The sequence below is a fragment of the Arthrobacter sp. zg-Y844 genome (genome assembly GCF_024385465.1).
Taxonomy (GTDB): domain Bacteria; phylum Actinomycetota; class Actinomycetes; order Actinomycetales; family Micrococcaceae; genus Arthrobacter_B.
The window spans coordinates 146358-160208 of record NZ_JANFLS010000003.1; the positions used below are offsets into that span (position 1 = coordinate 146358).

The 13851-nt window shown below is 65.9% G+C and carries 13 protein-coding genes; 5 read left to right on the forward strand and 8 right to left on the reverse strand.

Translation table 11 applies throughout. From position 1 onward, the window contains the following. The first annotated feature begins 97 nt into the window (after positions 1–97). Complete coding sequence (locus NNX35_RS11965; RefSeq protein ID WP_255766745.1) at positions 98–1114, forward strand: DUF1524 domain-containing protein; 1017 nt, start codon at positions 98–100, stop codon at positions 1112–1114. Here the strand turns inward: NNX35_RS11965 and gluQRS are convergent. Next, positions 1111–2010, reverse strand: coding sequence for a tRNA glutamyl-Q(34) synthetase GluQRS (gene gluQRS, locus NNX35_RS11970; protein WP_255766746.1), 900 nt, complete (start codon positions 2008–2010; stop codon positions 1111–1113). The genes NNX35_RS11965 and gluQRS overlap by 4 nt on opposite strands. A 158-nt stretch (positions 2011–2168) precedes the next feature. Between gluQRS and NNX35_RS11975 the strand changes: the two genes are divergently transcribed. After that, positions 2169–2420 (forward strand): hypothetical protein, encoded by a 252-nt coding sequence (locus NNX35_RS11975; protein WP_255766747.1) that lies wholly within the window; start codon positions 2169–2171, stop codon positions 2418–2420. Positions 2421–2497: 77 nt separating this feature from the next. Next, positions 2498–2806: a hypothetical protein gene (locus NNX35_RS11980; RefSeq protein ID WP_255766748.1), complete on the forward strand. Its 309-nt coding sequence runs from the start codon at positions 2498–2500 to the stop codon at positions 2804–2806. Between the two features lie 13 nt (positions 2807–2819). On the opposite strand, the gene NNX35_RS11985 is transcribed toward NNX35_RS11980, so the two are convergent. Beyond that, positions 2820–4193 carry an amino acid permease gene (locus NNX35_RS11985; RefSeq protein WP_255767240.1) on the reverse strand — a complete coding sequence of 458 codons (1374 nt, stop codon included), beginning with the start codon at positions 4191–4193 and terminating at the stop codon, positions 2820–2822. Positions 4194–4690: 497 nt separating this feature from the next. Between NNX35_RS11985 and NNX35_RS11990 the strand changes: the two genes are divergently transcribed. Continuing rightward, the gene (locus tag NNX35_RS11990; RefSeq protein WP_255766749.1) at positions 4691–5560 is read left to right on the forward strand and encodes a DUF4352 domain-containing protein; all 870 of its coding nucleotides are present in this window, start codon (positions 4691–4693) and stop codon (positions 5558–5560) included. An 87-nt stretch (positions 5561–5647) separates the two neighbouring features. On the opposite strand, the gene NNX35_RS11995 is transcribed toward NNX35_RS11990, so the two are convergent. The 5 genes from NNX35_RS11995 to NNX35_RS12015 all read right to left on the reverse strand — a co-directional run bounded on the left by NNX35_RS11995 (position 5648) and on the right by NNX35_RS12015 (position 9298). Next, on the reverse strand, positions 5648–6088 hold the full coding sequence (locus tag NNX35_RS11995) for a VOC family protein (RefSeq protein ID WP_255766750.1): 441 nt from the start codon (positions 6086–6088) through the stop codon (positions 5648–5650). 9 nt (positions 6089–6097) lie between these two features. Next, entirely contained in the window at positions 6098–6589 is a 492-nt protein-coding gene (locus NNX35_RS12000; RefSeq protein ID WP_255766751.1) for an SRPBCC family protein, read from the reverse strand. After that, entirely contained in the window at positions 6589–7095 is a 507-nt protein-coding gene (locus NNX35_RS12005; protein WP_255766752.1) for an SRPBCC family protein, read from the reverse strand. The genes NNX35_RS12000 and NNX35_RS12005 overlap by 1 nt, the downstream gene beginning before the upstream one ends. 14 nt (positions 7096–7109) lie before the next feature. Further along, positions 7110–7460 carry a helix-turn-helix transcriptional regulator gene (locus NNX35_RS12010; protein WP_255767241.1) on the reverse strand — a complete coding sequence of 117 codons (351 nt, stop codon included), beginning with the start codon at positions 7458–7460 and terminating at the stop codon, positions 7110–7112. A gap of 443 nt (positions 7461–7903) precedes the next feature. Beyond that, positions 7904–9298, reverse strand: coding sequence for an FAD-binding oxidoreductase (locus NNX35_RS12015; RefSeq protein WP_255766753.1), 1395 nt, complete (start codon positions 9296–9298; stop codon positions 7904–7906). Between the two features lie 381 nt (positions 9299–9679). Here NNX35_RS12015 and NNX35_RS12020 point away from each other — a divergent pair, with 381 nt between their 5' ends. After that, positions 9680–12448, forward strand: coding sequence for a glycoside hydrolase family 3 C-terminal domain-containing protein (locus NNX35_RS12020; protein ID WP_255867876.1), 2769 nt, complete (start codon positions 9680–9682; stop codon positions 12446–12448). A 97-nt stretch (positions 12449–12545) separates the two neighbouring features. On the opposite strand, the gene NNX35_RS12025 is transcribed toward NNX35_RS12020, so the two are convergent. Further along, positions 12546–13622, reverse strand: coding sequence for a thermonuclease family protein (locus NNX35_RS12025; protein ID WP_255867877.1), 1077 nt, complete (start codon positions 13620–13622; stop codon positions 12546–12548). Positions 13623–13851: the final 229 nt, after the last annotated feature.

A 13851-nucleotide genomic window follows, 5' to 3' on the forward strand; every position in this document is an offset into this window, starting at 1 on the left:
TGGAAGAGGGAACGGGTCTCTGTGTACGACGGCGGCGGGCAGCATGGTCGGCGCGCCTGAGCGGCAGGCGGTGCCATGCCGCAGATAATGGTTGGCGATGACTTCACTACGCACCAAAGCTCTGTCGCTCGTTGCCCTGCTCGCCCTCGGCGTAGTCGGCTGCACCCCCGCCACCGACACCGGCTCCGAACCAGCCCCGTCCTCCGCGACCCAACCCGCGACGGGGTCCACCGAACCCGCGGGCCCGTCCGCTCCTGCCGAGCCCGCCGCCCCTGCCGAGCCCGCCGCAGCAGGCACCGCGCTGGACCAGTTGGCCGGCATCCCGATCAAGGGCCGCGCACCGAAGACCGGGTACGACCGCGAGCAGTTCGGTCCGGCCTGGGCCGATACGGATCACAACGGCTGCGACACCCGCAACGACATCCTCGCCCGCGACCTCGTGGACATTGTGTACAAGGATGGAACCCGGGAATGCGTGGTTGCCTCGGGCACCTTCCTGGATCCCTACACGGGAACCACCATTGCGTTTGTCCGCGGCAACACCACCAGCACCGCCGTCCAGATCGACCATGTGGTGGCCCTTTCCGATGCCTGGCAGAAGGGGGCGCAGCAGCTGTCCGCCGAGGAACGCCGGCAGCTGGCCAATGATCCGTTGAACCTCATGGCCGCCGACGGGCCCGCCAACGGCTCCAAGTCCGACGGCGACGCCGCCACCTGGCTGCCCGCCAACAAGGACTTCCGCTGCGAATATGTAGCCCGCCAGACTGCAGTCAAAGCCGAATACCGGCTGTGGATGACGCAGGCAGAGCATGACGCGATCGCTGCCGTCCTGTCCGGCTGCCCGGACGAGCCGGTTCCCGCGCGGGACGGCACCGTGCCTGCCGCAGCGGTTGCTGCAGCCGACGCCGCGCAGCCTGCACCTGCCGCTCCTGCACCCGCCGCACCCGCACCTGCCGCACCCGCGGTGGAACCTGCACCCGCCGCACCCGCCGGAACCGTCTATGCCAACTGCACGGCAGTGAAGGCCGCGGGTGTGGCGCCGATCCGACCGGGCGACGCCGGCTGGGATCCCAAGTTTGACCGGGACGGCGACGGCGTGGGCTGCACGTCCTAGGGCACGTAGGCCTTGGCCTCAAAGATCCACGGCTCCAGCGGGATCCGCGCGGGAGAGAATTCGGCCAGTGCTTCGCTGAGGTTCCCGGGCAGGCCCAGGGACCCGAGGATCAGGGCCCGGACGGCATCCGCATCCAGCCCCGCTGCGGCAAGGTCGGTGAGGGTGACGGCGCCGTCGCGCTTGGCCAGCCGCTGGCCAGAAGTGTTCAGCGCCAGCGGAACATGGGCGTAGCTGACCGGAGGCAGCCCGAGGAGGGAACCGAGGTACGCCTGGCGGGGCGCCGAACTCAGCAGGTCATCCCCGCGCACTACCTGGTCAATGCCCTGCAGTGCATCGTCGAGGACCACCGCAAGGTTGTAGGAGGGGACGCCGTCGTTGCGCAGCAGCACCAGGTCGTCCACCGCGGAGGTGTAGCTGCCGTGCAGCTCATCGGTCACGGTGAACTCGTTTACCTCCGTCCGCAGGCGCAGGGCGGCGGGACGTTCGCGCCGTCGTCGGGCACGCTGCTCTTCGGTGAGGTTCCGGCAGGTACCGGGGTAGGCCCCGGGCGGCGCATGCGGGGCGGACGCCGCTTCCGCCACCTCGCGCCGGGTGCAGAAGCATTCATACACGAGTCCGGCACTGCGCAGCCGGTCGATGGCGTCCAGATAGATTTCAGTGCGTTCGGTCTGCCGGATGATCTCGCCGTCCCAGTCCAGTCCGACGGCGGTTAGGTCGCGCAGCTGGGCCGCTTCGGCGCCGGAGCGCACCCGGTCAAGGTCCTCCATCCGCAGCAGGAACCGGCGGCCGGTGCTGCGGGCGAAGAGCCAGGCCAGCAGGGCGGTGCGCAGGTTTCCTACGTGGAGCTCACCGGTGGGACTGGGAGCGAAGCGGCCGGCGGCGGAGGAATGAGGCACAAGACCAGTCTATTCGGGTGAGGTGTTGTCCGCGGTGGCCTTCGTTCTCCGGGCGTTGGGAGTTTTATTGCCCGGGCTGCAGAAGGGTTTTCGGCTGCGGACCGAGGGTGTCCGCAAGGCTGTGGCCGCACCCCGGGAAGGTGCCTAGCGTTGCACGCATGGGACTCATGGAGATCGAGGTTGCCCAGATGGAACACCGCCTGCGGGCAGCCGAGATGGAACAGCGGCACCGCCTCCGGCGAATCCTGCAGGAGCGGGAACAAGCGGACGGACCGGGGCGTGTCCAGACCGACTGGCCGCTGATCACACTGCGCTTCGGGCGTTTCCAGGTGGCTCTGCTCCGTACCGTCTGGCTGCCGTCCGGACGGGTCCACCATTCACACGGGGCGTCCAGACTTCTTCCGGGGTAGCGGGAGTAGCGTTTTGAGCGAAGAGGCTACCGCCGCATTCCGTGCTGGGCGGAACGGCGGCCCCGGCTGGAGATCACATGACTGGTGGTTACGCGGGACACAGCGCAAACTCGGGCAGGAAGCGCACGACGACGGTGGGCGGGTCCCGGTGGACCATCCTGGTTGTTGGGCTGGTGATGCTGCTGCTCATCATTGCCCAAGGGGTGGCCACCGGGTTCACCGGCCTGTTGGGGTCGGCCGGCCTGATCGCTCTGTGCACCGGGCTGTACACGGTCCTGACCAACCGGCCGTCCTGGCTGGACCTGCCGAACCGGGTGCTCGGAGGCATCCTCGCTGTTGCAGGGCTGCTCGCCTCGGTGATCGCGACGGCGATCCACTGGGGATAGGGCAGCGGGCAGATCAGACCCGGCTTTCCGCTGCTCCCTGCGTTCCGTCGTCGTACGTTTCATCCGCCAGTTCCGCACGGACCAGGCCGTCGCCGCGGACCCACAGGCGGTAGGCGCCGAACAGGAGCGCGATCCATACTGCGCCCACAATCAAGGCCACCCGCGTGTCCGGCATGATGCCGAGCAGCACCACGATGAACACCATGAAAGCCAGTGCCGCATAGGACGCGGCCGGCCAGAACGGCACACCGAATTCCGAGGCCGGCAGGTTCCGGCGCTTGATTTCCCGCTTCATGGCGATGTGCGAGAGCAGGATCATCAGCCATACCCACACGGTCGCGAAGGTGGCGATGGACGCGATGATCGTGAACAGCGATTCGGGCAGCAGGGCGTTCAGCACGACGCCGACGAGCAGCACCACCGCCATGGTCGCTACGGTCATCCACGGCACCCCGTTCCGGGAAATCCGGGCGAACGACGCCGGCGCCTGGCCTTCCTGTGCGAGGCCGTAAAGGACGCGGCCGGCACCGAAGATGTCGGAATTGATGGCCGAGATCGCTGCGGTGATGACCACGGCGTTGAGGATGTGCGCCGCGGCCGGGATGCCCAGGGTGTCGAAGATCTGCACAAACGGACTGGTTTCGCCGTTGATGTCCTGCCACGGGAAGATCATCATCAGGATGCCCAGGGCGCATACGTAGAAGAGCAGGATGCGGACCGGAACGGTGTTCACTGCCGCGGGGATGGCCTTCTTGGGGTTGTCCGCTTCGCCTGCGGTGATGCCGATGGTTTCAATGCCGCCGAAGGCGAACATCACAATCGAGAAGGACGCCAGCAGGCCCCAGAATCCGTTGGCGAAGAACCCTCCGGAACCCAGCATCGTATCCAGGCCGGGGTTCGCGGCGTCGGGCAGTCCGAACCCGAAGACTACGATGGCCGCACCGCCGACGATCATCGCGATGATCGCCGAGACCTTGATCAGTGAGAGCCAGAACTCGGTCTCGCCAAAGACCTTCACCCGCATCAGGTTCAGTGCGGCAATCAGCAGGATGACGGCGAGGATCCAGATCCAGCGCGGCACGTCTTCAAACCAGAAGCCCATATAGATGCCGAAGGCGGTGACGTCGGCAATCGCGACGATGGCCATCTCGAAAGCGAACGTCCAGCCCGTGATGAACCCGGCGAACGGGCCCAGATAGCGGCTGGCGTAGTGGCCGAACGAACCCGTTACCGGATGCCGGACTGCCATCTCGCCGAGGGCCCGCATAACCAGGAAGACAGCGGCGCCACCGATCATGTAGGCCAGCAGGACGGACGGTCCGGCGGACTGGATGGCCGATGCGGACCCGTAGAACAGGCCGGTGCCGATGGCCGAGCCGAGCGCCATGAAGCGGATGTGCCGGACATTCAGCCCGCGGGCCAATGCCTGGGTAAAGGAGGACTTCAAGAAAACGCACCTTGGAATGTGGGGGTAGGCCCAGTTCAGGGGCCAATCCATATTACGCCTGCTGGCGCCACCCGGATTTTGCGTTACGTCCCACGCCCCGGGCACTAAAGGGCAGGGTGAGCCATCTCATAGCTCCGTGGCGGGTCTGCGTGATCGATCTCATGGAGCCTCAATTGTTGAAGAATTAATCTTTAACTGTGCAAGCGGAAATGCACACACATGGGTACGTTGGGTGTATTCGGCGCTGATGAACGGTATTCGACGGTTATCCGTCATGAAGCTGTCCAGCGTCGCTGAACCGTGAAGATACCCCAACCTCCACCCCTGTTTGAAACAAGAAAGTTCAACGCCACTGGGTCCTTCCCGGAGTCGAAGCGCGGGACCCCTGCAGACGTGGCGCATTCATGGGACTGTTTTCACGACACGGGGAGATTCAAATGGACAACAACACCACGTTCAAGCAATCCGCTCCCGACCGGCAACAGGACGAAGGGCCTGTTCCTGATGCTCCCCTCTCCGGTGGACCTGAACAGCCCGGCAAAGCTGTCGGCAACCCGGATGCCGGACGGGGCCTGGCCATCACGGCGCTGGTCATCGGGCTTGTGTCCCTGCTGCTGTGTTGGGTTCCCATCGTCAATAACCTCGTATTCCTCCTTGGCCTAATCGGACTGGGATTCGCTATCCCCGCGGTGGTGATTGCCGTCAGGAACAAGTCACGGTCCAAAGGGATGTCGATTGCGGGCCTCATCCTCGTGGTCCTGTCCCTGGTCGGGGTGGTGGCAACACAGGCCTATTACGGGCACGTCATCGATGAGGTCACGGAATCCGTTGGGGGCAGCGAGCAGCCCGCTGCAGACGACACCGCTGAGGCGGCCGATTCCAGCCACGCCGGGCAGACTGAGGCATTGGGAGAAACAGCACGGGTCGGGGAGTACAACGTCACCGTGACCGGTGTGGACACCAACGCCACCCAGGAGGTCTTGGCCGTCAACCCGCTCAACGATGATCCAGCGGGACAATATGTGCTGGTTGACCTGACGGTTGAGTACGTGGGCAATGAGGAAGGAGATCCCTGGCTGGATCTGGAAACCAAGTTCGTGGGAACCGATGCCAAGCAGTACGACTCGGCGACCGGGGTAGTGGTAGCGCTGCGTGACTACGACGTACCGACTCTGGAAAAGGGCGGCACTGCCCAATACCAGGTCTGCATGGACGTCCCGGCTGACGCGGTGTCCGGTGGAAAGGTCTTGGTCGAGCCGACCTTCTCGATGCAGGGCAACGACGGCGTGTACTGGGCCGTGCAGTAAACCTTCCCTTCCCTGCGCCAGCGGCGCGTACTAGTCGCCGGGGCTTCCATGATGGAGGCCCCGGCGACATAGGTTAAAAGACCCGGCTTAGGCCTGCTGCTCCGCCGGATAGCTGATCCGCGCCTCATGCGGAATCAGTGGCTTGTCCGCCCGGACCTTCATCTCCTGCACGGTCCAGGCGTTGCCGTCCGGATCCGCGAAGCTGAAGAAGGTTCCGCCGTCGCGCTCGTCAAAGACGGTGACGTCGCCAACCTCCACGCCGCGGTCCAGCAGTTCCTGCCGGGCCGCCTGCGCATTCGGCACCACCAGCTGCAGTCCGCGCAGGGAACCGGGCACCATGCCCTGCTGGGAGCTCGGATCCCCGAGCACAATCGAGCAGCCGGAGCCGGGCGGTGTCAGCTGCGCGAAGTCCATCTGCTCGGTGGACGTGCGGTGATCCAGGCGAAAACCCACCTGGTCGCGGTAGAAAGCGATCGCCCGGTCCTGGTCACTGACCGGGACGATCATCACCTCAAGGGTCCAGTCCATGCTCAGCACCTACCTTCCTATCCGGACGGAGGCGAGCAGATCATCCAGCTGGTTGTAGCCGTCAGACATGCCCTCTTCGATGCCGTTGCCCAGGAACTCGTCCCGGGATTCAACCGAGGGGTACAGGGAACGGCCGCTCACCCGGCTCCTGCCGCCGGGCAGTTCGGTGAAGGTGCTGTATTCGAGCGTCACCACGTCCGGATAGCCCTCGAATTCGAAGGTCTGCAGCAGAAACTCGTTCTCGCGCACCGTGTGGAACATGCCGTGGAAGGCATATTCCTCGCCGTCGCCTGTGGACTGGACTACTCGGTAGGCACCGCCGGACCGGGGCTCGAACACGTCCATCCGAGTGGTCAGCTCCTCCGGGCCGATCCATTGGAGATACAGGTCCGGATCCGTGTGTCCCTGGAACACAGCGCTGACCGGGAAATCGAAGTCGCGTTGATACTCCAGGAAGGGTTCCCCCGCGGGGGCACTCAAGGTCAGGGGATTTTTGCTCATCACGCGCCCCTTCCCTGCAGGGCCTCCGGCTGGAGCTGGGCGAGGAGCTCATCCATCCGGTCAAAGCCCTCGGAGACGCCGGACTCCATGCCGGAGGCCGCCATGCCGTCCCGTGCCTCCATCGAGGGGTAGACCGCGTGGGCGGTGATCCGGGTACGGCCGCCGTCGAGCGCCTCGAGCGTCATGAACTCCAAGCTGGTGACGTCGGGATAGCCGGAGAACTCGAAGGTCTGGATCGCGGATTCATTTTCCCGCACGGTGTGGAAAATGCCGCGGAATTCGTAGGGCACGCCCTCCGGCCCGGTATGGATATAGCTGTAGGAGCCTCCCGTGCGGAAATCGTAGTGGTTGATGTCCATCTTCATTCCCCGGGGCCCCAGCCACTGGACCAGCAGGTCCGGTTCGGCGTACGCCCGGAAGACCTGCTCCACGGGATAGTCCACCTCGCGGCTGAAATCGATGAAGGGGACACCCTCCGGGACGGTGAGCTGCAGTGCGTTGGTCATGATGAATCCTTTGCCTACGGGCCGCCTTTCGCTGCGGCCTGTGCGTTGAGCACGGCGTCAAGGCTGCGGAACTGCTCCTCGCGGACCAGCCGGTACTGGCCGATCCATGCGGTGAGTGCCTCCAACCGTGCGGGATTCAGGTGAACGGGCCGGCGCTGGGCGTCACGGCTGCGCGTGACCAGCTGCGCCTGTTCGAGGACCTGGATGTGCTTCGAGATGGCCTGTTTGGAGATCTCGAAGGGTTCCGCCAGTTCGTTGACCGTGGCAGGGCCCCGGGAAAGCCGGGCGATGATCTGGCGGCGGGCCGGATCGGCCAGGGCCAGGAAGGCCTTGTCCAGAAGGGGTTCGTCGCTGTGGGAGTCCATGCGGTCGGTCAGCTTCTGTAGACGTGTAATCAAGGTACTGGTTGTTCAACCTTGCGGTTGATTACGAACGTACGACGGCGCCGGGGCCGGGTCAAGGGGTTTTGGGTAATTTCGGTCGGTTAGGGTGGGCGGAAAGACCGCTAGGAGGGGCGTCCGGAGAGCCCGGAGGCGAGGAGTCCGGTGCCGCAGGCGCCTCAGCGGCATCCGGGCGCAGGCCTCCTCTATGGTTTGTTGCTGATGTCGGCAGGCCGCGGTAGTCAGCGGTGTCCTCGGAGATCCTTCGTATCCGGACGGCGCGGCGTGGAACGCCTTCGGACGAGGGGAGGACGGGCTGATGGTCGACTATGCCGTCAGCACGGGCCACCGGGCAATAACCCTGCACGGGGAGTGCTCCAGCCATCCGTCCATGCAGAACGACGTCTCCCGGAACGCACCCTAAGTCGTTACCCGGTCGGCACGATGTTGTGGTTCCGCCGGAAGAGGTTCTGCGGGTCGTAGGCGGTCTTCAGCGCGGTGAGCCGGGCCAGCTTGTCCGGGCCGTAGACGGACGGGACGGTGCCCTGCGCCACCGGATCCTCGGCGCCCATGAAGTTCACGTACTGCGCGCCGGAGGAGAACGGCTCCACTGCCTTCGCCACCCCTCGGACAAAAGCCGTACGGGCGGCGTCGTCCGCCGGGTCCTGCCAGAAGCCGTAAATGTTCAGCCAATAGGGGGCATCCCTGGTGGGAAAGGCGGTGGCGTCGTCCGCGACCCGGCCGTAGGCGCCGCCCAGATGGTGGATGTCAAAGCCGGTCCCGTGCCAGGTCTGCTCGCAGCCGGCGCGGACCAGGGCGTCGATGGCGGCGTCATCCAGCCGGTCGATGGAGGCGTTTTTCCAGTAGGCGCGTGAGCCTGGCGGGAAGGTTGAGTCCATGGCCGTCTGCCAGTCGGACCAGGGCACCGCTTCCACCGCTTCGATGTCAGGGGGAGCTGCCGCGGTAAGCTGCCGGATCAACGCGGCGCCGGCCTCCTGATCCGGGTCAGCCCACGCGAGTCCGATCACCATCAGCGGCTGGTCTCCCATGTCCCATTCCTCGATCGGTACCAGGCAGCTGATGATGGTGGTCATTTCATCGGGCAGGCCGGCCGCCCACGCGTCATAGGCGCGCAGCGCAGAGCGCCAGTGCATATTGCCGTACGCCAGGTTCCCGGTGAGGACCTGCGGGGGCAGCGGATGCGCCTGGAAGGTAAAAGACGACACGACACCGAAGTTCCCGCCGCCGCCGCGAAGCCCCCAGAACAGTTCCGAATGATCATCGGCGGACGCGTGGACCTCTTCGCCGCCGGGGGTGACGACGTCGGCAGCCTCCAGGTTGTCGATGCTCAGTCCATGCACGCGGGTCAGCCAGCCGACACCACCGCCGAGGGTCAGCCCGGCCACCCCCGTGCCGGAGACGACGCCCATGGGAACGGCCAGGCCGTAGGGTTCGGTGGCGGCGTCGACATCGCCCATGGTGGCTCCCGCCTGCACCGTAACGGTGCCGCTGTCCGCGTCTACGCTGACGTCCCGCAGGCCACCCATATCCAGCACGACGCCGTCGGCGACCGTGCCGTTGCCGGCCACATTGTGCCCTCCGCCGCGGACCGCCAGCGGCAGGTCCCACTGCTGCGCAAAGGCGAGGACCGCGGCAATATCCTCGACGGAAGCAACGCGCACCACCATCGCCGGCAGGACGTCGATCATGCCGTTCCAGACGCGGCGGGCGTCGTCGTAAGTCTCGTCCTGGGGCAGGACAACGGAACCGGACAGGGACGTCCGCAGGGCTGCGACGGCGCCAGGGGAGAGTTCGGGGACCATTCGGCCCACCACCTTTGGGCGGCACACCGCCGGACGCCGGGATGGTGTCCGGTCCTTTGGTTTTCCTGCCGCGCTTGGGAAGAATTCTTCGCCTGGTACGGCGGGGAATCAAGGGCGGCCCGCAACCTTAGGGTCGCCGGGCTAATTCGCGCCTCCCGCAATCGATACCGCGAACCTTGGTTGTCCCTTCCCCTCCCGCCCCATAGCGTCCTTCCTGCACTCGCACCGCCGTCCCGCCACCCGGAACGGCACGTCAGCTACACGGGCCGCCCGTCGGGGAGGGGCCAACCCGTTCTGCGAACTCTCGCATCTTTGCCGGATGCGGCAACTGACACCGCTGCGCCCCTGGGGGTGAACGCGGCCCAGTATGAGGGAACCGCCATGCATCAACGAAAGAAATCAGTACGACTCGGGCTGGCGTCGCTTGCGGCGATGCTGGTTGCCGGAAGCCTTTATCCAGCCGGTGCCGCTGCGGCACCTTTAACACCCGAAGCCCGGGTGGCGCTCCCGTCCCAGGCGCCGCCGGGCATGCCGTGGATGGACCCGGAACTGACGCCGGATGAGCGGGCGGACCTGGTGGTCGCCGTGATGACCTTGGAACAAAAGGTGACCTACCTGATCCAAAGCGGCGGGCCGGGACTGCCGGAACTGGGCCTGCCGCCCATCCGCAGCAAGGACGGCTGCTGCGGACTCGCCCTGGAAACCCAGGACACCACGGCGCTGCCGGCCGGAGTGGGACTTGCGTCCTCCTTCAGTCCGGAACTCGCCCAGGCCTACGGTGCCGTGGGCGGGGAAGAAGCCCGGGCGACCGGCTACAACGCCATCGCCGGCCCCACCATGGACCTGGTCCGGACGCCCTTCAACGGGCGGATGTGGGAAGACCTCGGCGAGGACCCGATGCTGAGCGGCGACATTGCCGCGGGGCAGGTCCAAGGGGAGCAGAGCGCGGACATCTCGGCGCTTCCCAAGCACTACAACCTGAACAATTTCGAGACCCGCCGCGGGCACGTGAATGTCCTGGTGGACGAGCGGACCCTGCAGGAGACCTACACCCGACCCTGGGAAACCATGGTGAGCGAGGGTGATCCCGGCGCCATTATGTGCTCTTTCAACCGGGTGAACGGGCCGTTCGCCTGCGGCAATGACACGCTGCTCAACCAGATCCTCAAGGGCCAGCTGGGCTTCCCGGGATTCGTCTCCTCGGACTTCAACGCCGCCCACAGTTTCGAGGACTACGCGGCGGGGCTCGACGTCGCCGGGCCGGGCCTCGAATTCTCCGGGCCCGCGCTCCTGGCGGCGGTGCAGAACGGCCAGGTCTCCGAGGAACGGGTGACCGATGCCGCCCGCCGGGTGGCCCGCACCATGTTCGCCAAGGGCATCGTGGATGACCCGCCGGCCGGCTCCTTCATCAACCCGCAGCCTGCCGACCCGCCGGTGCCCGCGGAAATGCTCGACGAGCACGCCGCTGTGGCGGAACAGGCCGCCCTGGAAGCGGCGGTGCTTTTGAAGAACGAGGACAGGACCCTGCCGCTGGACGACGACGCCGGCTCCGTGGCGGTCATCGGTTCCGACGCCGATTGGTACATCGACGGCGGCGGCAGCGGTGCGATTCCCAACCCCGCCCGGCTGACCACCATCCTGGACGGGATCACCGCGCGGGCTGCCGGATCAGCCGTCGAGTGGGCGCCCGGTACGGATCCGGTGTCCCTGGGCGACACGATTCCCGGCCCGCCGCCGGTTCCCAGCGGAGTGCTGACGGACGTGTCCGCGAGCTACTGGACCGGGATCAATACCTTCGAAGGCGAACCGGCGCTGGCCCGGGATGAGCTGCAGGTGAATCTGCGGACCGGCATCTCGGCCGATACCATCAACACCTCCCAGGTACCGGGGATCGGGGCGCAGCTGGCATCCCAGCCGATTTCCGTCCGTTGGACCGGCACCCTGGCGGCTCCGACCACGGGAAGCTACACCCTGTCCCTGACCCATCTGGGCACCGCCCGGCTGTTCCTGGATGACCAGGAAGTCATCACCGGACCGGCGGCGCCCTTCGGCACCCAGGAAGCGACCGTGGACCTGACCGCCGGACAGAACGTGGCCGTGCGGATCGACTACACCACGGACGCGCCGAACCAGTTCAACGGCGGACTCAACGACCAGCCCGGGGCTATGATGCGTTTCGGCTGGACGCCGCCGGAGGACGTCCTGCCGCCGGCCATGGCCGAAGCGGTGGCTCTCGCCACCGAATCCGAAGTGGCCGTGATCGTGGCGCGGGACTACACCGGGGAGGCCGCTGACCGCGGGTCGCTGGTGCTTCCGCAGGACCAGGACCGGCTCATTTCGGCGGTCTCGGCAGTAAACCCGAATACCGTCGTCGTACTGGCGACGAGCGGTCCGGTGACTATGCCGTGGATCGAGGACGTCCCGTCGGTGATGGAAATCTGGTACCCCGGGCAAGCACAGGGGACATCGACGGCAGCGCTGCTGTTCGGCGACGCGAACCCGTCCGGCAAGCTGCCGGTCACCTTCCCGGCCAGCGATGAGCAGGCCGTCCAGGTGGCACCGCCTAACCCGTTCTCACTCATTGAGATTGTGGACCCCGAGGTGCCCTACGTTGAGGGTGTGTTTGTGGGCTACAAGGGCTACCTCGAGCAGGGGCTGACACCACTGTTCCCCTTCGGCCACGGCCTGTCCTACACCAAGTTCGACTACGGGAAACTGCGGACCACGCACAAGGTGGACGCCTCCGATCCGGAGGCAGCGGTTTCGGTGCGGGTATGGAACACGGGACACTACACCGGTGAAGAAACACTGCAGGTGTACGTGGGCAACCTGCCCACCGATGTTCCGACGCCGGACCTGCAGCTCGCCGGGTACGGCAGCGTGACGCTCGCACCGGGGGAGTCGGACCGGGTGGAGATCGAACTGGATCCGCGGTCGCTGCAGTACTGGGACGAGACGGAGAGCGCGTGGGTAACCCCCACCGGGGAGGTCCCTATCTATGTGGGCCGCTCGGTGGAGGATCTCCGGCTGGCCGGAAGTCTCTACGTCAGTGACAGGCACGGCGGCCATCACGGCCACCACGGACACCACGGCCATCCGAGCCACCACGCTGGCTGGGGCGGCGGAGGGCACGGGGGAGGCCGCGGCTAGGATCGGTTACCGCTGAACCCGAACTGGAAAGTAAAGGGCCTCCCGGAACGACTATTCGTCGTCCGGGAGGCCCTTTACTTTTGAATGCGGTGCGCCTCTAGCAGGGCTTCCAGGATTTGCCGCCGGGCGCGTAGCAACGCGGTCCGGTGTAGCCCGGGTACGGGTTGGTCTCCGCAGGGGGCGCCACATACTGCGGTGCAGGTGCCGGTGCCGGTGCCGCCGCCCGCCGGTTTGCTTCCGCCTGGGCCGCAGCCTGCCGGTCCGCTTCGGCCTGGGCCGCTATCCGGTTTGCCTCAGCCTGTTCCGCCGCGATCCGTTCTTCTTCAGCCGCGGCCACGCGCTGGGCTTCGGCTTCAGCGGCCTGGCGCTGAGCTTCCTCCGCGGCTAGGCGCTCCTCATCCAGGGCAACCAGCGTTTCATGCTGCGAATGGATTTTGGTTTTCGCCGCTGCAGCACGGCCCATAAGTGAAGCCCGCTCCGTCTCGGAAAGCGCAGCCCAGACCATCGATTCGCCGGCCTTGGACGCGGCTTCAAGGGCGTCGAAGCCCTCGTCTACGGTTTTCGCGACAGCGTAGGCAGCGGTTACGGCCGCAGCGACCCCTGCCGAGGTGCCATTGGAGACGGCCTCCTCGGCGGCGTCTTCAAGCGCGCTGACCTGGGCAGGCACAGTGCACTCAACCTCCGGGCTGAACAGCCCGGACTGATTGTCCCGCGCTTCTTCGTAGGCTGCGTCCACGGGAGGGCGGAACTTGGCGTTCGGCTCGTAGGTCACGGGAATACCGAAACCGTGGCGGGCCACCTCTGCGTTCATAAGGCGGTCATCGGCGTCGTACACCCCGGCGAGGGTGCGTCCGTAGCGGTCCTCACGCTCGACGTCGAACTCCAAAGTCACCGTGCTGCCGGGAGGCAGGGCCTCCTCCAGGAAGGTTGTTGCTTCCGGACCCAGGCACTCGACAGCCTTGTCGGGATCCTTGGTTTCCGGAGTGTCCACGTTGAGCAGACGGACGGTGAGTTCCTCGTTCTCGAAGTCGACCACGAGGGTGTCGCCGTCAATGACGCGGACGACTTCCGCTGTGTTCGACTTATCCGCGGTCGATGCAGAGGAGCATCCCACCGCCGAAGCTGCAACGACGACGGCCGCGGCTGCGGCCAGCGCTGCTTTGCTGCTGATCATTAATTTTTCCCCAACTGTTGAAACTATCCCTCAGAACCTATCGGCCGGGGGCTGTTCACCCGGTAGGGGAGCCGAAGTGTTTTGGGTCACCTGAACGGCGAGTGCCAGGCGTTTCGGAAGGTGCCGTCGTTACAGTTTCGGTGCTTCCGAATCGCCGAAACCGGGGCAATCCGGGGGCTGTAACTGAAACAATAGGGAAGGCGGCTTACTGGTTACTTGTTCGATGCCG